The 17,507-nt window shown below is 66.1% G+C and carries 17 protein-coding genes, 1 other RNA gene and 1 pseudogene; 9 read left to right on the top strand and 10 right to left on the bottom strand.

The window, feature by feature from the left end:
* Positions 1-2: 2 nt before the first annotated feature.
* The 7 genes from rseP to rpsB all read right to left on the bottom strand — a co-directional run bounded on the left by rseP (position 3) and on the right by rpsB (position 6,275).
* On the bottom strand, positions 3-1,388 hold the full coding sequence (rseP, locus tag F4036_06640; GenBank protein MYK37412.1) for an RIP metalloprotease RseP: 1,386 nt from the start codon (positions 1,386-1,388) through the stop codon (positions 3-5).
* A gap of 79 nt (positions 1,389-1,467) precedes the next feature.
* On the bottom strand, positions 1,468-2,277 hold the full coding sequence (locus F4036_06635; protein ID MYK37411.1) for a phosphatidate cytidylyltransferase: 810 nt from the start codon (positions 2,275-2,277) through the stop codon (positions 1,468-1,470).
* Positions 2,274-2,996: a di-trans,poly-cis-decaprenylcistransferase gene (gene uppS / locus F4036_06630; GenBank protein ID MYK37410.1), complete on the bottom strand. Its 723-nt coding sequence runs from the start codon at positions 2,994-2,996 to the stop codon at positions 2,274-2,276. Before uppS ends, F4036_06635 begins: the two co-directional genes overlap by 4 nt.
* A gap of 17 nt (positions 2,997-3,013) precedes the next feature.
* Positions 3,014-3,571: a ribosome recycling factor gene (locus tag F4036_06625; protein MYK37409.1), complete on the bottom strand. Its 558-nt coding sequence runs from the start codon at positions 3,569-3,571 to the stop codon at positions 3,014-3,016.
* A 70-nt stretch (positions 3,572-3,641) separates the two neighbouring features.
* The gene (locus F4036_06620) at positions 3,642-4,370 is read right to left on the bottom strand and encodes a UMP kinase (protein MYK37408.1); all 729 of its coding nucleotides are present in this window, start codon (positions 4,368-4,370) and stop codon (positions 3,642-3,644) included.
* Between the two features lie 6 nt (positions 4,371-4,376).
* Entirely contained in the window at positions 4,377-5,249 is an 873-nt protein-coding gene (locus F4036_06615) for an elongation factor Ts (GenBank protein MYK37407.1), read from the bottom strand.
* 3 nt (positions 5,250-5,252) lie between these two features.
* Positions 5,253-6,275, bottom strand: a complete 1,023-nt coding sequence (rpsB, locus tag F4036_06610; protein ID MYK37406.1) for a 30S ribosomal protein S2 — start codon at positions 6,273-6,275, stop codon at positions 5,253-5,255.
* A 181-nt stretch (positions 6,276-6,456) separates the two neighbouring features.
* On the opposite strand from rpsB, the gene map reads away from it, so the two are divergent.
* On the top strand, positions 6,457-7,227 hold the full coding sequence (map, locus tag F4036_06605) for a type I methionyl aminopeptidase (protein ID MYK37405.1): 771 nt from the start codon (positions 6,457-6,459) through the stop codon (positions 7,225-7,227).
* Positions 7,202-9,865 (top strand): [protein-PII] uridylyltransferase, encoded by a 2,664-nt coding sequence (glnD, locus tag F4036_06600; GenBank protein MYK37404.1) that lies wholly within the window; start codon positions 7,202-7,204, stop codon positions 9,863-9,865. Before map ends, glnD begins: the two co-directional genes overlap by 26 nt.
* 15 nt (positions 9,866-9,880) lie before the next feature.
* Here glnD and F4036_06595 read toward each other — a convergent pair whose 3' ends face one another.
* The gene (locus tag F4036_06595; GenBank protein ID MYK37403.1) at positions 9,881-11,170 is read right to left on the bottom strand and encodes a hypothetical protein; all 1,290 of its coding nucleotides are present in this window, start codon (positions 11,168-11,170) and stop codon (positions 9,881-9,883) included.
* Entirely contained in the window at positions 11,167-12,180 is a 1,014-nt protein-coding gene (locus F4036_06590) for a DUF2066 domain-containing protein (GenBank protein ID MYK37402.1), read from the bottom strand. Before F4036_06590 ends, F4036_06595 begins: the two co-directional genes overlap by 4 nt.
* 36 nt (positions 12,181-12,216) lie before the next feature.
* Here F4036_06590 and F4036_06585 point away from each other — a divergent pair, with 36 nt between their 5' ends.
* From F4036_06585 to F4036_06565, 5 genes and pseudogenes are all read left to right on the top strand, one after another.
* Positions 12,217-13,230, top strand: coding sequence for a phosphoribosylformylglycinamidine cyclo-ligase (locus F4036_06585; GenBank protein MYK37401.1), 1,014 nt, complete (start codon positions 12,217-12,219; stop codon positions 13,228-13,230).
* An 18-nt stretch (positions 13,231-13,248) separates the two neighbouring features.
* Positions 13,249-13,902 (top strand): phosphoribosylglycinamide formyltransferase, encoded by a 654-nt coding sequence (purN, locus tag F4036_06580; GenBank protein ID MYK37400.1) that lies wholly within the window; start codon positions 13,249-13,251, stop codon positions 13,900-13,902.
* A complete protein-coding gene (locus F4036_06575) occupies positions 13,899-14,729 on the top strand; it encodes a hypothetical protein (protein MYK37399.1) in 831 nt (276 codons plus the stop codon). Before purN ends, F4036_06575 begins: the two co-directional genes overlap by 4 nt.
* Positions 14,730-14,735: 6 nt before the next feature.
* A complete protein-coding gene (locus F4036_06570) occupies positions 14,736-15,302 on the top strand; it encodes a dCTP deaminase (GenBank protein ID MYK37398.1) in 567 nt (188 codons plus the stop codon).
* Positions 15,299-16,159: pseudogene (locus tag F4036_06565) on the top strand (NAD(P)-dependent oxidoreductase). Before F4036_06570 ends, F4036_06565 begins: the two are co-directional and overlap by 4 nt.
* Before the next feature lie 5 nt (positions 16,160-16,164).
* On the opposite strand, the gene rnpB reads toward F4036_06565, so the two are convergent.
* Positions 16,165-16,528, bottom strand: an RNA gene (gene rnpB / locus F4036_06560) — RNase P RNA component class A.
* Positions 16,529-16,641: 113 nt separating this feature from the next.
* On the opposite strand from rnpB, the gene F4036_06555 reads away from it, so the two are divergent.
* Together F4036_06555 and F4036_06550 are read left to right on the top strand one after the other, a co-directional pair.
* Positions 16,642-16,974 carry a hypothetical protein gene (locus F4036_06555; GenBank protein ID MYK37397.1) on the top strand — a complete coding sequence of 111 codons (333 nt, stop codon included), beginning with the start codon at positions 16,642-16,644 and terminating at the stop codon, positions 16,972-16,974.
* 3 nt (positions 16,975-16,977) lie between these two features.
* The gene (locus F4036_06550) at positions 16,978-17,418 is read left to right on the top strand and encodes a PIN domain-containing protein (GenBank protein ID MYK37396.1); all 441 of its coding nucleotides are present in this window, start codon (positions 16,978-16,980) and stop codon (positions 17,416-17,418) included.
* Positions 17,419-17,507 lie beyond the last annotated feature (89 nt).

Below are 17,507 nucleotides of genomic sequence, written 5' to 3'. Positions count from 1 at the left end.
CCTCACGGGCGGAAGAATCCGCTGATGTCGTTGAACAGCGCCACGAACATGATGGCCAGCACCAGCGCCAGCCCCAGCCGCTGCACGGCGAGCTGGGTCCGTTCGCGAATCGGGCGGCCCCGTAGCTTCTCGATGGTCTGGTTCACGATCTGGCCGCCGTCCAGAATCGGAATGGGCAGCAGGTTGAGAATGCCCAGGCTCACGCTGACCAGTGCCAGGAACATGAGGAACGCGACCCCGCTGATCTGGACCGCTTCTCCCGCGTAGCGGGCGATGCCCACGGGCCCGTTCAGCGTGCGCAGGGAAACGTCCCCGGTGAACATGTTGCCGAGCACGCGGAAGGTAAGCCCGGTAATTCGCCCGGTTTCCTGCGCGCCTCGCGCCAGTGCCTGCAACGGCCCCAGGCGCTGGGTCACGAACAGGTGCGAACGCGCCTCGGGGGACTGCGTCACGCCCACGAAGCCGATGGCGGCCGGGCCGGCCGCATCCTGTCCGGCAGCCTCGCTGCGGCTGCCGATACGCAGGTAGAGCCGTTGCTCCGTCCCGTTACGGTCCACGGTCACGGGCACGCTTTCTCCCGGGCGGGCCCGCACATAGTCGACCCACTGGCGCCAGGTGCCGACGTCCTCCCCGCCCGCCGACAGAATGCGGTCTCCGGACTCGAAACCGGCCGCGGCGGCCGGACCGTCCGGAAGGATGTCGCCCAGTATGGGGCGCGAATCCGTCATCGGTTCGAAACCGGCCGCGGCGAACAGATTGCCGTCTTCGAGGATGCCCTTCTTCTGCTCGGAGAGATCGAGAAGCAGATCACGCCGGGCGCCCTGCTCGTCCTGAACGGTTACTTGCACCGACGGATCGCCGAGGATCTGATCGACGATCGCCATCGCGGCAGCCTGCCAAGTGGGCGATTCGCGATCCTCCACGGCCACGATCCGGTCGCCGGCGCGCACGCCGGCCTGCTCCGCGACGCTGCCGGGCGTCACTCCGCCGACCAGCGGTGCGGCCGCCTGTATGCCAACCATGAAAATGACCCAGTAGGCCACTATCGCGAACAGGAAGTTCATGCCGGGGCCGGCGGCGAGAACGAAGATCCGTTGCCAGTAGGGCCGCCGATTGAAGCTGCGATGCAGTTCCTCCTCGGCAACCGGCCCTTCGCGCTCGTCCAGCAGGCGCACGTATCCGCCCACGGGAAGAGCCCTCAGCTGGTACTCGGTCCGGTCCACGCCCGCCTTCCGGCGCCAGATCGCCGGCCCGAAGCCGATCGAATATTCAAGGACCCTGACTTTCGACATCCGCGCCGCTATGTAATGCCCCCACTCGTGCACGGCCACGAGCAGGCTTATCGCGACGATAAACGCGCCAATTGCAATCAGGGTATCCACCAGCATGGCAGAACGGTTTCTCTCTCGGGTCGATCTTTCGCGGGCTTCTTTTCTATGCTACCAAAACAACCGCTCCGGTCCCCGCCTAGAGCGGCAGCCAGCCCACCGGCTGGAACACCAGCAATCCCAGCAGCGGTGCGGTGGCGATGCTGCTGTCCATGCGGTCCAGCATCCCCCCGTGGCCTGGCAGCATGCGTCCGCTGTCCTTCAAACCTGCGCGCCGTTTGAACATGCTTACCGTCAAATCGCCCAGCATCGCCAGGGCTCCCACAGCCAGACCTCCCAACGTCCAGAACAGTGCCGATTGCTGCAGGTAAAAAGATGCGGCAAAGCCGGCGAGGGTTGCCATGACCAGCCCCCCCGCGGCGCCCTCAACGGTCTTGCCGCCGCTCAGGACCGGCGCAAGCTGACGACGCCCCAGCAGCTTTCCGAAAACGAACGCGCCCGTGTCGGCCGCGCCCACCAGGACCAGCAACAGAACGAGCAGGTCCCCCCGACCGGAACCGAGAATGGCGAGCACCGCCAGCCACGCAGGCGCCATGCCCAGCAGGCCGTAGCCCAGGACTGCCGAATTGCCGATCGAGCCGTACGAACCCCGCAGCAACACGATGGCCAGCGCCCACCAGGCGACGCCGACGGCCATGACGGCGTACGAAACCGGATTGGGCGGCGGCACCGCAACCGGCACCGCCAGCGCCAGCGCGAAAAGGAGAATCCAGGACGAGCGCGCCACAGTTCCGGCAAGGCCGGCCATACGCAGCCACTCGCGCCAGCACAGCAACAGGACCAGCCCGATCATCGCTAGTTTGAGGCTGAACGGTGAAACGCTGGCGACCACGATCGCGGCCACCAGTACCGCCGCCGTCAATATCCTTGGAGGGAAGAAGCGGCTCATGCCGTACCGAATCGGCGCTGCCGCGCCGCATAATCGTCCAGCGCCGCCTGCAGTTCCCGGGACCCGAAATCGGGCCACAGCACATCGGTGAAATAAAGCTCCGTATAGGCCAGGTGCCAGAGCAGGAAGTTGCTGATCCTGCGCTCGCCCCCGCTTCGAATCATGAAATCCGGCGGCGGCAGGTCCGCCAGGCCGGTACGGAGATTAAAGGCTTCCAGGTCGATTTCGTCCGGACCCAGCGCTCCGCGCGCCGCGTCCCGGGCCAATTCCTGCGCCACGTGAACGATTTCCTGCTGTCCACCATAGGAAAGCGCGACGATCAGTTGCATCCGGTCATTGCTGCGGGTGCCTTCCTCGGCCTTTTCCAGCGCGGCCCTTACGCCCCCGGAAAACCGGCTGCGGTTGCCGATGCAACGCAGGCGAATGCCGTTTTCGTTCAACAGCCCCATGTGCCGCCGCAGGCTGTCGGTCAGGAGCTTCATGAGTTCGCTTACCTCATCCTGCGGCCGCCGCCAGTTCTCGCTGCTCAGCCCGAAAAGCGTCAGCACGGAAATACCGCGCCGCGCGCAATCCTCGACAATGTTGCGGGCTGCCTCCACCCCCGCGCGGTGCCCCTCCGAGCGCGGCCGTCCGCGCCGCGCGGCCCACCGGCCGTTGCCGTCCATGATGATCGCCAGATGCCGCAACGCGTCACTCAAAACATATCCGGCCAGTGTCATGTCCTGCGGACACGACACTAAATCGACATGATTTCCTTTTCCTTTTCCTCCAGCATGGCATCCATCTGCGCAACATGCGCGTCGGTGATCTTCTGCACCTCGTCCGCCGACCGCCGCTCCTCGTCCTCGGAGGCCATCTTTTCCTTGACGAGCTGCCTGATGTCGGCCAGCACGTCGCGCCGGATATTGCGCACCGCCACCCGGCCCATCTCCGCCTCGTGGCGCGCGACCCTTACCAGTTCGCGGCGGCGTTCCTCGGTCAGCTCCGGTATCGGCACGCGGATTACCGTGCCCGCCGTGACCGGATTGAAACCCAATCCCGACTCCCGGATGGCCTTTTCGATCGGCTGCACCATGTTGGCCTCCCACGGCGAAACGGCAAGCGTACGGGCGTCCTCCACGGTGATGCTGGCGACCTGGCGCAGGGGCGTGTCCGCGCCGTAGTAGGGCGCCGTCAGGTGATCGATCAGACCGGCGTGCGCCCGGCCGGTCCGCAGGCGGGACAGATTCGACCGCAGGGCCGCCACGCTCTTGTCCATGCGTTCGATTGCGTCTTCCTGAAGCTCGTCGATCATTTGCCCCCCTTTTGCCTCCGCGGACGCGCCGCTCCCGGCGCCCGTCAGGGTCAGCCGTCGCCGGGGTCCGTCAGCCCTGGTCGGCGGCGCTGGTTACCAGCGTCCCGACATCCTCGCCCTTCACAATACGCAACAGGTCGCCGGGCGAGGCGACATCATATACGCGAATCGGCAGGTTGTTGTCCCGGCACATGACGGCCGCCGTGGAGTCCATGACGCCCAGGCGGGCCCCGATCAACTGATCGTGCGAGATTCGTTCGTAACGCTTGGCGTTCGGCTCAAGGTTCGGATCGGCCGAGTACACGCCGTCCACCTTGGTGCCCTTGATGAGCAGGTCGGCGGAGATCTCCACCGCCCGCAAGCTGGCGGCCGTGTCGGTCGAGAGATAGGGATTGCCGGTCCCCGCCGCGAAAATGCATACCCTGCCCTTTTCCAGGTGACGGAGCGCGCGCCGCCGTATGTAGTCCTCGCAAACCGCACGCACGGCCATCGAAGACATGACCCGCACGCCCGACCCCAGGCGCTCCAGCGCATCCTGAAGCGCCAGGGCGTTGATGACCGTGGCCAGCATTCCCATGTGATCGGCGGTGACGCGATCCATGCCCGCGCGCGCCAGGCCCTCGCCGCGAAAGATATTGCCCCCGCCCACCACGACGGCGGTCTGAACGCCCAGGTCGGACAGTTCCTTGACCTCTCCGGCAATCCGCCCGAGCATCGACATGTCGATCCCGTGCGTCTCCCGGCCCATCAGGGCCTCCCCGCTCAGCTTCAGCAAAATACGGCGCAGCGGGGACCCCACGCCGGATTACCTGTGCTCGCGAAGCTGGGCCTCGACCTCTTCGGCCAGATCGCTGGTCGGGCGTTCGATGCCCTCGCCCACCTCGAACCGCACGAACGCGTGCACGCGGGCCTTTCGCGACGCCAGCAACTTGCCGACGGTCAGCTTGCTGTCACGCACGTAGATCTGCCCGGTCAGGCAGATTCCGTCGAGGAACTTCCGCAAACGTCCCTCCACCATGCGCGCCAAGATTTCCGGGGGCTTGCCGGATTCGGCGGCCTGGTCGCTCAGGAACGTGCGTTCCCGCTCGACGATATCGGCGGGCACGTCGTCCGGGGAAACGTGCTGCGGCCGCATCGCTGCCACATGCATGGCGATGTTCTTGCCCAGTTCCGCGTCGCCGCCCTCAAGGTCCACGACCACGCCGATACGGTTGTTGTGCACGTACACGGACGCCTCGCCCTGCGCCTGGATACGCTCGAAACGGCGCACCGAAATGTTTTCGCCGATCCTCGCTACCGCATCCTGACGGGACTGTTCCAGCGACTGGCCGTCCACTTCCAGCGCCAGCAAATCCTCGAGGCTTGCGGGCGCCTGTTCGACTGCGGTTTGCGCCACCGACGCGGCGTACTTGCGGAAGTCCTCGCGCCGGGCCACGAAATCGGTCTCGCAGTTCACCTCAGCGACGGCGATCGCCCCGGAACTCTCGGCTACCGCTATCGCGCCCTCCGCCGCCGCCCGCGAGGCCTTCTTTTCCGCCGCCGCCGCGCCCTTCTTGCGCAACAGATTGCGGGCAGCCTCGGCGTCGCCGTTGGTTTCGGTCAGCGCGCGCTTGCAATCCATCATGCCCGCGCCCGTCGATTCACGCAGGGCCTTCACCTCGGCCGCAGTGATCGCCATTGGCTAGCCCTCCCCTTCGGCGGGCGCCGCTGCTTCCTCCGCGACAGGCGCCGGTGCAGGCGCAGGCGCCGCAGCGCTCTCCGGGGCGGGCGCCGGTGCAGGCGCCGCAGCGCTCTCCTGGGAAGGCGCCTTGGGCGCCGCCGTGGCCGTGGCTTCAGCGGGCTTCGCATCCCTGTCCTCCCGCTCCCGGGCAACCGCCGCAGTGCGTCTCGGCATGCGCCGTGACACGCCGCGCAGCCGCGCCGGGGTCTTGGCTCTCGATCGCGGGCGCCCGCTGCGCGCAATGGGCTTGCCGGACTCGTCGAGCTCCACGAACTCGTCGTCGCCCAGCGAGATTTCCGGCATTTCCTCGCGCCCCTTGAGAATTGCGTCCGCGATTCCACGCGCATAGAGTTCGGCGGCGCGGATGGCGTCGTCGTTGCCGGGGATCATGTAATCCACGTCCTGCGGCGAGCAGTTGGTATCGACCACCGCCGCCACCGGGATACCCAGCTTCCTGGCTTCGTTCAGGGCGATTCGCTCGTGCTCCAGGTCGATGATGAAGACCGCATCCGGAAGCGAGTCCATCGAGCGGATCCCGCCCAGCGAACGCTTCAGCTTTGCCAGTTCGCGCTTGACTCCCAGGCCTTCCTTCTTGGTGAACCGCTCGCGCAGGGTCTCTTCGTCCAGCGCCTCGAGCTCTTCCAGGCGGGCTATGGATTTCTTGATGGTCTTGAGATTGGTCAGGGTGCCGCCCAGCCAGCGATGACTGACGTACGGCATACCGCAGCGCGTGGCCTCGTTGCGGATCGCATGCTGCGCGGCGCGCTTGGTACCGACAAAAAGCACGGTGCCGCGCTGCGCCGCCACCGACCGCACGAACTCACAGGTCTTCTTGTAGAGCGGTACCGTCTGCTCCAGATCGATGATGTGAAGCTGGTTGCGTTCGCCATATATGAAAGGCGCCATTTTCGGGTTCCAGTGTCTTGCCCGGTGCCCGAAGTGCACGCCCGCATCCAGCATTTCACGCACGCTGATTTCAGCCAATAGCTTGCTCCCGTGAGTATCAAGAAGCCCCGGAAGGCCGAATCCCGGCGGCAAGGACCTGCCGCCACCCGGTGTCCGCCTGCCGGAGCGAGCGGGCAATTTTATATCAACAGGCTTTCCCGTGCGGCCGAAATGCGCGCTACCATTGGCGCCGGCGCCAGCCTTCAGTCATTTCGACACTATGCAAGTCAGCATCAAGTCCAGCGAGGAGCAGCAACGCATGCGCGTTGCGGGCCGACTGGCGGCCGAAGTTCTGGACATGATCGGGCCCCACGTGCGCCCGGGCGTGACCACCGGGGACCTGGACCGGCTCTGCCACGAATACATCACCGGGGAGCAGCAGGCCATTCCGGCGCCGCTCAATTACCGCGGTTTTCCCCGTTCGATCTGCACGTCCCTGAACCAGGTGGTCTGCCACGGAATACCCGGCAAACGCAAGCTGCGCGACGGCGATATGCTCAACATCGACATCACGGTAATCAAGAACGGTTTTCACGGCGACACCAGCCGAATATTTCATGTGGGCCGGCCGGGCATCAAGGCGCGGCGCCTGGCGCGGATCACCTTCGACGCCATGTGGGCCGGCATACGCGAGATCGCTCCCGGCAAGCAGCTGGGCGACATCGGCCACGCGATCCAGACGGTGGCCGAAAGCCAGGCCCTCAGCGTGGTGCGGGAATACTGCGGCCACGGCATCGGGCGCATATTTCACGAGCCGCCCAACGTCCTGCACTACGGGGAGCCGGGCACGGGAATGGTCCTGCGAGAAGGCATGACGATCACGGTGGAGCCGATGCTCAACGAGGGGCGTCCCGAAACGCGATTGCTGCCGGACGGCTGGACGGTCGTGACCCGCGACCGCAAGCTCTCGGCGCAGTGGGAGCACACCGTTCTGGTTACCGCGAACGGTTACGAAGTCCTGACGCTTGGAGAAGGTCCGATTGAGCCCTGAGCAGACCGTTGCGCCGGCAACGGCGGCGCCGTCGGCGGATTCGCGGGAACGGCGGCTTGACGCCTGCCGAGCGCGAATCCGCGAGCACGAGGAGCACGTTCGCGGCGAGTTCCTGCGCAGCCGGAAGTGCACGCCCGAACTGCTGAAGCAGCGCGCCCGGCAACTCGACGAGCTGCTCTGCGAGGTCTGGCGAATGCACGCCGGCCCGGCGCTGGGCGGCGCCGCCCTGCTGGCGGTGGGAGGCTACGGCCGCGAGGAAATGTACCCCGCGTCGGACGTCGACGTGCTGGTGCTGATGCCGCAGGGTTACTCGCGCAGCGCCAGGAACGAAGTCGGCGCATTCCTGGCTTTTCTCTGGGACGTCGGTCTCAAGCCCGGTCACGGCACCCGCACCGTGGCGGAATCGCGCGACCAGGCTCGCGCCGACGTCACCATCATGACGGCGCTGCTGGAAGCGCGCCTGCTGGCTGGCTCCGGCCGGCTCTTCGGGCAACTCGGCAAGGCGATCAACGCGCGCAGCGTCTGGTCTTCCACGCAGTTCTACCGTGCCAAGGTCAGGGAGCAGGAGCAGCGCAACGCCGAGTACGGCGACACGGCTTCCAATCTCGAACCGGACGTCAAGAACGGACCGGGCGGATTGCGCGACCTGCACACGGTGCAATGGATTCTCAAGCGCCGGTTCGGATCGACGGCGCTGGAATCGCTGGTCGAACGGGGGCTGATCTCCGCCGAGCAGCTGGTCGGACTGCGCCGGGCGCGCGATTTCCTGTCGCAGGTACGCTTCGCCTTGCACCTGACCAGCGGGCGCATGGAGGACCGGCTGCTGTTCGAGCACCAGAAACAGCTCGCCGGCAACTTCGGCTATCACGACCAGACCGGCAATCGCGCGGTAGAGCAGTTCATGCAGCGCTACTACCGGACCACCCGCAGAGTTTCGCTGTTCAATGAAGTCGTTCTGCAGCGGCTTGGCGCCGTCATCGGCCGCACGCGATCCGCGGAACGGCGCATCAACGCGCGGTTCCTGACGCGCAACGGCTACCTGGACTCGAAGCGGCCCAAGCTGCTGGAGGACTCGCCGCGGGCAGTGCTGGAATCGTTCCTGCTGCGGCAGAAGCATGCCGAAATCCGCGGCTTCGGCGCTCCCCTGGTCGAGCGGCTGATGGAAGCCGCGCCCAGGATCGACAGCGAGTTCCGGAACGACCCGAAGAACCGCCGAACTTTCATGCAAATCCTGTCCGCCCCCGCACCCGCGCCCAGCCAGCTCGAGGCGATGAACCGCTACGGGGTACTGGGCGCCTACATTCCCCAGTTCGGACTGATCACGGGCCGAATGCAGTACGACCTCTTTCACAGCTACACGGTCGATGTGCACATCCTGCGCGTGGTCCGCAATCTTCGCCGTTTCGGCCTGCCCGACAAGCAAGAGACGGGTTCGAGGGATTCCCGGCTCCGGGAGATCATGGAGCGAATCGAAAATCCCGCCGTGCTCTATATCGCCGGACTGTTCCACGATATTGCCAAGGGCCGCGGCGGTGACCACTCGGAACTGGGCGCCGGCGACGCGGAGCAATTCTGCTCGGACCACGGACTGAGTCCCCGCGAGTCGGCCCTGGCGGCGTGGCTGGTGCGGCACCATCTGGATCTGTCGATAACGGCCCAGAAAAAGGACGTCTACGATCCCGCGGTCATTCGCGATTTCGCCCGCCTGGTGGGCGACCAGGTCCACCTGGATCACCTCTATCTGCTGACCGTGGCCGACGTGCGGGGAACCAATCCCGGCCTGTGGACAGCCTGGAAGGCCCGCGCTTTCGAAGACCTCTACCGCCAGACCGAGCGGGCGCTGCGAATGAACATAGAGCAACCCCGCGGGACCGGGGAACTGCTGAAGGAGCGCGAACAGGCCGCGTTGGCCGAGCTGCGCGGCCGCGGGCTTGAGGAAGACCGGATTCGCGCCATCTGGAACGGCTTTGCCGAGGACTATTTCTGGCTTTTCCGCGACGACGAGATCGTCTGGCACACGGCGGCGCTGAACGACGGCCCGTCCGACGGTTTCCTGGTCGCTTCGCGCACCCACACGGCCGACGGCAACACCGCGATACTGGTCCACGGTCCGTCCGCGGTACGCCGCTTTTTCATTACCTGCTCGGTGCTGGACGCGAAGGGACTGAACATCCTGGATGCGCGGATCCTGCCCTCCGGGGGCCGGCGCAGTCTTGCGCAATACCTGGTCGTGCAGCGCGATGGCGCCGCACTGCAGGATGCCGACCAGCTCGAAGTCATCTGCGATTCCTTGCGTGAAGCGCTGGCCAGGGGCGACCTGCCGTCACGTCCTGCGAGCCGCAAACTGCCGAGGCGGCTGCGGGCCTTCGACGTGGGCGTTCAGGTAAGTTTCCGCGCTGACCCCCGCGGGCGCCACACGGTGATGGAGCTGGTCACCACGGACCGGCCGGGCCTGCTGGGACTCGTGGGCGGAATACTGACCCGGCAGGAAATCGCCGTCCGCACCGCCAAGATCGCGACCATCGGCGAGCGCGCCGAGGATGTGTTTCATCTCGCCGATACAGGACGCAAGCCATTGTCGGCCGACCGCCGGGAGAAACTGCTGGACGCCCTGAAGAAAGAGCTTGAGGACGGCTAGCGCCGCGTCAAACGGCTAACGGCCGCCACCGGCCTCCAGCATGCCCTCGCGCAGCGCCAGCCGCACGAACGGCACGGTCAGTTGCTTGCTGCGGCTGGCCGCCAGAGCCGCGAGCTGGTCCACCAGAATGAACACGTCGCTGGGATTACGGCGCACGCGCCGCATCAGGAACCTCGCGGTCGCCTCCGGCAGCTTGATTCCGCGGCTGCGGACCCTGAGCTGCACGGCCTCCAGGCGTTCCTCGTCCGTCAGCGGTTGCAGCCTCCAGATTTGTCCCGAAGCGAGTCGGGTGCGCATGTCGTCACGCTCGAATCCCGCCCCGGCCGGTGTGCTGGCCGCCGCCAGCACCAGCCGGGAGCCGCGCCGTTCGAGTTCCCGGCAAAGGCCGCCCATCGCCTCCTCGACCCCGGTTGCACCGGCAATCCGCTCGGCGTCATCAATGCACAGCAGGTCGATCCTGCGCAGGGCATCCAGCGCATCCGGCTTGACGCCGGCATGCGCGGGCAGATAGGCCGAGGTCAATCCTGCGTCCGTTGCCGCCCTGACGGTGGCCAGCAGCAGGTGGGTCTTTCCGGTGGCGGGCGCGCCCCATAACCAGAACGGGGCGGCGCTTTCCCGGTCGATAAGGCTTCGCAACGCCGACACCACGTCCGCGTTGGCGCCGTTGTAGAAGTTCTCGAAGACGCAAGGATCCTCGCGGCTCACGTCGAGTTGCAACTGATGCCTGTCACCCTCGGCGGGCCCGATGCCCTGCCGCTTGCGCTGCGCGGCCAGCCGCGAACCGCTCAGTACGTAATCCACGCCGCTCAACACGGCCAGCAACAGCGCCAGCGCCCCCCCGATCTGAATCCAGTCAGCCGGAATAAACCCGCCGAACGCCTGGGTGGCTATCACGGCCACCCCCAGGGCGATCTGCACGAATGTGTTCAGCCGGCTGACCCGGGACGGCCGCGGGCGCAGCTCGCCCCTCATTACGCGGAAGGTTTGCCAGCCGACCGTGATCACGAGGTCGCGCACGATGACCACGACCGCCAGCCAGACCGGAACATGCGAAAGCACGGCGAGGGTTACGTAAACGCTGGCGATCAGAATCTTGTCCGCCATCGGATCCAGGATCGAACCGATATAACTGTCCAGCCCCCAGCGCTTGGCCAGATAGCCGTCCAGCCAGTCGGACACGGCGGCGACGGCCAGCAGCAGCAGCGCCTGACCGTAGGAGCCGCGGGCAAGGGCCGTCACGATGACCGGCGCCAGCAACAGCCGGAACACGCAAATCAGGTTCGGAACGTGGCGCTTGAGGCTCATGAACCCGTCCTGGTCAATTCAAACGACACACCCAGGGAAGCCAGGGCCTCGCGCAGCGGTGATTCGGCTGTTCGGGAGGTAATTCGAAGCCTCAACACGTCTCCCGCGACGCCCTGCACCTGCCACTCCCGCACCGCCTGCAGGGAGTTCAGGCCCTCCTGAAGGCTTGCGTACGCCTGAAGGTTCGGAACCGGGGCCACCTGCAGGACGTACGAGCGCACGGGTCCCTGGTTGGCCATGAAACGTGCGGCCAGCATGTCCGTCACGCGGTGGACCGCTTCGGTGGCGTCGCTTGTCCATACCGTTCGCCAGAATCCGTCCTCGCGCAAGCGCCACTCGATATCTTCAAGCGCTCCGGGAACCGCCACCCTTCCCAGGACCATCAGTCGATCGTCGTCGTCCGGAAGGCAGGCAAAATCGCCGATCCACAGCTCCTCGACGCATCGCCCGGCCGCCCGCCGGTCCGGGGCGGGCGCGAAGTCGATTTCGATGCCCCGCAGTGCCGTAACTTCCTCGAAAGTCTGACTCAGCGCACCGCTGAAAACGTTGCGGACGTTCATGGTCTGCTGCGGCGTGTCGGAGAAACCCACCGGCCGGAACAGCCACCTTTCTCCGTCGTTCACGACCAGCCACAGGTAAAGGCCGGTCCTGCCGCCTTCCCAGATGCCCTCGCCGGCCTCCTCAAGGACCCGGCGAACCAGCGGCTCGTCGAACTCCGCCTCCAGACTGCCCCCGTTGATGACGCGGAACTGCCGCACAATGCTCGTGGCGGGCGGAAAGCGGCCGGCAAGTTCGGCTGCGCCCCGCCGCCCGGTAATCCGCACCAGCAATCGCGCGAGCGCGTCCTGCAGGGCCGTGTCCACGCCCGCCTGACTGGAGTCGGGCAACGGCGCAGTTGAACTGAAGGACGTTTGGGCTAAAGTTGCGGCGGGCGCCAGCAACAGCGTCAGGGCCAGGGCGAACGGAACGATGGCGGACGGCGCGATACGCGAGAGCATGGAAAAGGGCATTATAGGATGTGCGGCTTCCCGAAAGAGAGGCTTTGAGTGAGCAAACCGATCACCTACAGCGGCGCCGGCGTGGACCTTGAGCGCGGCGCGGAAATCGTCCGCCGTATCGCGCCGCTGGCCCGGAAAACGCACCGTCCCGGCGTGCTGGGCGGAATCGGCGGTTTCGGCGGTCTGTTCGAGGTGCCCCACGGGGAATATCGCGAACCCGTGCTGGTTGCAGGCACCGACGGCGTCGGCACCAAACTCAGGCTGTGCGGCGAAGCGGGCCGCATGGACGCGCCCGGTGTGGACCTGGTGGCCATGTGCGTGAACGACCTGCTGGCCATGGGGGCCGAGCCCCTGTTTTTCCTCGACTATTGCGCGGCCAACCGCCTGGACCCCGACCGCCTGGAACCGTTGCTGAAGGGCATCGTGCGCGGCTGCAGGGAAGCGGGCGCCGCGCTGCTGGGAGGCGAAACCGCGGAGTTGCCCAACACCTACGTCGATGACGGACTGGAACTCGTTGGATTCTGCGTAGGCGTGGCCGAGAAGGACCGGCTGCTGGACGGCAGCGGCGTCGGGGAGGGCGACGTCCTGCTGGGCCTGGCCTCGTCCGGGCCGCATTCCAACGGTTACTCACTGGTGCGCCGAATCGTGGAGGAAGCGGGCGGTGTGCGGACCCTGGGCGGCAGCCTGATCGACGCGCTGTGCGAGCCCACACGGATCTACATCCGGTCCGTATTGCCGCTGGCGCAATCGGGGCGGCTGAAAGCGATTGCCCATGTCACCGGCGGAGGCCTGCCGGAGAACGTCGAGCGCATCGTTCCGGACGGCCTTGCCGCCAGGATCGACACCGGCGCCTGGGCCTGGCCGGCGGTCTTCGAATGGCTGAGCCGCGAGGGGCCGGTTGAACGCGAGGAGATGTTGCGCACGTTCAATTGCGGTATCGGCCTGGTCCTGGCAGTGGCGCCGGAACAAGCGGAGGCGGTGCGGGAAGACCTGGCGGCAGCGGGCGAGGAAGTCCACGAAATCGGCCGGGTGGAAACCGGCAGCGGCGTGACGCTTGACTGAAAGAGGAACACCGGGGCCGTGAGCTTGAGAACCGTCGTTCTGCTCTCCGGCACGGGCACGAACTTTCAGGCCATCCTTGACCGCGCGGCTTCGGATGCGGTGGACGTCGAGCCGGTCGGCGCGCTCAGCGACCGGCCCGGTGCGCAGGGGCTGGAGCGCGCGCGCCGCGCGGGAATACCGGCCATCGCCGTGCCCCGCGGCAAATTCCCGGACGCGCGCTCATGGTGGGACGGAATCGCGGCGCGCTTGCGGACGCTCTCACCCGACGTGCTGGTACTGGCCGGTTTCATGCGGATCCTCCCGCCGGAGCTGTGCCGGGAATACAAGGGGCGAGTGCTCAACATTCATCCGTCGTTGCTGCCCAGATTCCCCGGCCTCAATACCTACCGACGCGTGCTGGCCGCAGGAGACCGCTGGCACGGGACCACCGTGCATTTCGTGACGGAAGATCTCGACGCCGGCCCCCGCGTCGCCCAGGCGCGCATCCGGGTGGGCCGCGGCGACGACGAAGACTCGCTGCGCGCGAGGGTTCAAGCCTGCGAACATGTCCTGTATCCTCGCGTGCTGGAATGGATGTCGCAGGACCGCCTGGCGATGGGCGCCCGGCACGCGATACTGGATGGAAGCGAATTGAGCGAACCCGTGGTGTTTGAAGAAGGACAACTCCTGTGATCCCGGCGCGGGCGGCGATTGCAGCCTGTCTGCTGGCGCTGGCCGGGCCGGTGATGGCGGCGGATGCAGCCGGGGCGCCGTGGAGCATCAAGAGCATCGGCGTGCTGTACGACGTCGACGCACCGTTCGGACAGCGCGCCCTGAGCCTGAGCCTGATTCGCCGGGAGGGCGACGGCTTCGTCTACGAGACCTACTCCCGGGGCCTGGGCCTGGCGCGCCTTGTTATCGCGTCGGACGCATTGGAGAGCACCCGGTTCGTTCTCGATCAAGACGGCATGGTTCAGCCCCTGGGCTACATGTGCCGGTCCTGCGACGGACGCAGGGACGGACTGGTGGAAATCGCCTATGACCTGGATGCGAATCTGGCCGTCTACAGCGAAAAGGAAGAAGTGCTGGAGGTTGCCCTGGATACGCGCGCGATGGACCGCAAGTCATGGGAAATCCAGACCATGCTGGACATAGCAACCGGCCGTCCATTGGGCGTGGAACCCACCCAGATGGATGGGGGGACAGAGCTCGATGACGACGGCCGTCCATTGGGCGTGGAACCCACGCTCGAAGGCGGAAAGCTCAAGTTCTACAGCGGCGAGAGGCTCGGCAATGAAACGCTGAGCACTCGCGCCGGCGAACTTGAGACCCGCAAGTACTTCCGCCGGCGCGAGGGTTCCGAGAACTTCCAGTACATCTGGTACGCGCGCGAACTGGGGTGGCTGCCCGCCCGCTGGGAGATCTGGCGCAAGGACAGGCGTGCGGTGATCATCGAGGCATATGAATTCGCCTGGGGCGAGGATGCGGCGCTTGCGATGCGGGCCGACTGGCTGAAATAGGGCCTTGTGAGCATCGGCCCGGACAGCTGGATTCGGCGGATGGCCGTCGAACACCGCATGATCGAGCCGTTCGCCGAGCAGCAGGTCCGCCGGGTAGGAGAGCGGCGGGTGATTTCGTACGGCGTCTCCAGCTACGGCTACGACGTGCGCTGCGCCAACGAGTTCAAGGTGTTCACAAATATCCACTCCGCGGTCGTCGATCCCAAGCAGTTCGAGAGCAAGAGCTTCGTTTCGCTGAGCGGCGATCACTGCGTAATCCCGCCCAATTCGTTTGCGCTGGCGCGCACGGTGGAGTACTTCCGCATTCCCAGAAACGTGCTGACGATCTGCCTGGGCAAGTCCACCTACGCGCGCTGCGGCATCATCGTGAACGTCACTCCGCTGGAACCGGAGTGGGAGGGTTACGTGACGCTGGAATTCTCGAACACGACTCCGCTGCCGGCCAAGATCTACGCCAATGAGGGCGTGGCGCAGATGATTTTCTTCCAGGCGGGCGAGGAGTGTGAAACCTCGTACAGGGACCGCGGCGGCAAGTACCAGGGCCAGACCGGCGTGACCCTGCCCAAGGCTTGAGCAAGGCGGCGTTCATCGGGCTGGGGGTCATGGGCTACCCGATGGCCGGACACCTGGCGCGCGCGGGTCATGCGGTCACGGTATTCAACCGCACGCTGTCGCGGGCCGAACGCTGGGTGGAGGAATACGGCGGTGCGGCGGTGGCAAGTCCGGCCGCGGCCTGCCGGGAAGCGGAGTTCGTTTTCACCTGCGTGGGGCGCGACGAGGATGTCCGCGCCGTGACGCTGGAGCGCGACGGCGCGTTTGCGGGCATGCGCGGCGGTGCGATTCTTGTCGATCACACAACCACGTCGGCCGAACTGGCGCGCGAACTGGACGGCAGCGCGGGCGAGCGCGGTCTTGCTTTCGTTGACGCGCCCGTTTCCGGAGGTCAGGCCGGGGCCGAAAACGGCAAGCTTGCGATCATGGCAGGCGGGCGTAGGGAGCACTACGACCGCGTGCTTCCGCTCCTCGAATGCTACGGCGCGCGAATCGACCTCATGGGGCCGGCCGGCGCGGGCCAGCTCACCAAGATGGTCAACCAGATCTGCATCGCCGGCCTCGTGCAGGCGCTCTCGGAAGGACTGAACTTCGCGCAGCGCTCCGGGCTTGACGGCGAGCAGGTCGCGCGCCTGATCGGCGCCGGAGCGGCCCAGTCATGGCAGCTCGACAACCGCCACGCCACGATGCTGGCCGACGACTTCGAATTCGGCTTCGCGGTGGACTGGATGCGCAAGGACCTCGGATACGCCATGGACGAAGCGGAGCGCAACGGCGCCGAACTCCCGGTCGCCGAACTGGTGGACCGTTTCTACGCGGAGATTCAGGCCATGGACGGCGGGCGCTGGGACACCTCCAGCCTGATCCGCCGCCTGCGCGAGAAGGGGCAAGCCGGCCGATAAGCCGGGTTCTGTCGGGGGCAATCATTCATCTAGGACCGCCGTCGCCGGCGGCCTCGAGCAGCTTACCCGGAAGCGCGTGCGGACATACGCATTGCTTCCCTATTCAGCCTTGCTCCGGACGGGGTTTACCCTGCCACGGCCGTTGCCGGCCGCGCGGTGCGCTCTTACCGCACCATTTCACCCTTACCCGGCATTCCCGAAGGCGCCGGGCGGTATCTTTTCTGTGGCACTTTCCGTAGGCTTGCGCCCCCCAGGCGTTACCTGGCGTCCCGTCCGCCGGAGCCCGGACTTTCCTCCCGCCGCACCGGAAAACCCGGCGCGACCGGCGATTGCCTGGCCGGCTTGCCCAAGTCAACACTAGACCAGTCCGCGCGCCCGCGCAATACACGGGACAGCGGGTTGACGGACATTCGGCGGGAGCCTATGCTGTGCTACACAGAAACTGTGAGACTGTGACTATGAAGAACATCACGGTATCCATCGACGACGACTGCCATCGGCTAGCCCGGATACGCGCGGCCGAACTGGGCACTTCCGTTTCCGCTCTGGTGCGTGCGTATCTGACGAGTCTGGCTGCGAACCGCGACGGAAAGCACCAGTCCCACGCGGAGCCTGGCGAGACTCCCTATCAGCGACGCTGCAGGCAATTGAGGGAAGTGTTCGCGGACTTCGACGCGAACGGCGTGGGATTGCGAATGTCCGAAAACCTGCCCAGGGAGGCGCTCTACGACCGCGCTGCGATGCGCACGGAGGCGGCGCCCGTACGCGACCGCTCAAGCGGGGATTCCTGACCGCTGGAGCCATTCGCCGTGCGATTTGTGGACACCAATGTGCTTCTGTACGCCGTCAGCGAGGACCCGGCAGAGGCCGGCAAACGGGACCGGGCGAGGGACGTTCTGAGCGAGTGCGATCTCGCCGTGTCGGTGCCGGTGTTGCAGGAGTTCTACTTCCAGGCCACGCGTCCCGCTCGGGCTACACGCCTTTCGAGCGAGAGCGCATTGCGATTCCTTGAACCGATCCTGCTGTTTCGGATCCAGGCCATGACCCCCGACGTGTTTCTTGACGCCGTCGATATCAGTCGCCGCTTCCAGCTCTCCTACTGGGACGGCGCGATCATTGCAGCCGCGCAGGCTCTGGATTGCGAAGCGATCTACACCGAGGACCTGAACCCCGGACAACACTACGGCGCCGTCCGTGCGCTCAACCCGTTTGTCGACACCGCACCTGCTGCCTGAATTCCGGTCAAGGAAAGAGGAGCATGCGATTTCGGCCTTTGGAAGTGTTTCCGCAGAAACACCTGCGCAGCCAGTGCCTCGCGCTTTAC

It is taken from the genome of Gammaproteobacteria bacterium, assembly GCA_009845905.1.
In the GTDB taxonomy this organism is placed as follows: Bacteria; Pseudomonadota; Gammaproteobacteria; order Steroidobacterales; family Foliamicaceae; genus Foliamicus.
This window is presented reverse-complemented; position numbering and strand designations above follow the sequence as displayed.

Bases quoted from the DNA above. Each gene is read 5' to 3' on its own strand.
- rseP (MYK37412.1), bottom strand. From the start codon at position 1,388: ATGCTGGTGGATACCCTGATTGCAATTGGCGCGTTTATCGTCGCGATA.
- F4036_06635 (MYK37411.1), bottom strand. From the start codon at position 2,277: ATGAGCCGCTTCTTCCCTCCAAGGATATTGACGGCGGCGGTACTGGTG.
- uppS (MYK37410.1), bottom strand. From the start codon at position 2,996: ATGACACTGGCCGGATATGTTTTGAGTGACGCGTTGCGGCATCTGGCG.
- F4036_06625 (MYK37409.1), bottom strand. From the start codon at position 3,571: ATGATCGACGAGCTTCAGGAAGACGCAATCGAACGCATGGACAAGAGC.
- F4036_06615 (MYK37407.1), bottom strand. From the start codon at position 5,249: ATGGCGATCACTGCGGCCGAGGTGAAGGCCCTGCGTGAATCGACGGGC.
- map (MYK37405.1), top strand. From the start codon at position 6,457: ATGCAAGTCAGCATCAAGTCCAGCGAGGAGCAGCAACGCATGCGCGTT.
- F4036_06595 (MYK37403.1), bottom strand. From the start codon at position 11,170: ATGAGCCTCAAGCGCCACGTTCCGAACCTGATTTGCGTGTTCCGGCTG.
- F4036_06590 (MYK37402.1), bottom strand. From the start codon at position 12,180: ATGCCCTTTTCCATGCTCTCGCGTATCGCGCCGTCCGCCATCGTTCCG.
- F4036_06555 (MYK37397.1), top strand. From the start codon at position 16,642: ATGAAGAACATCACGGTATCCATCGACGACGACTGCCATCGGCTAGCC.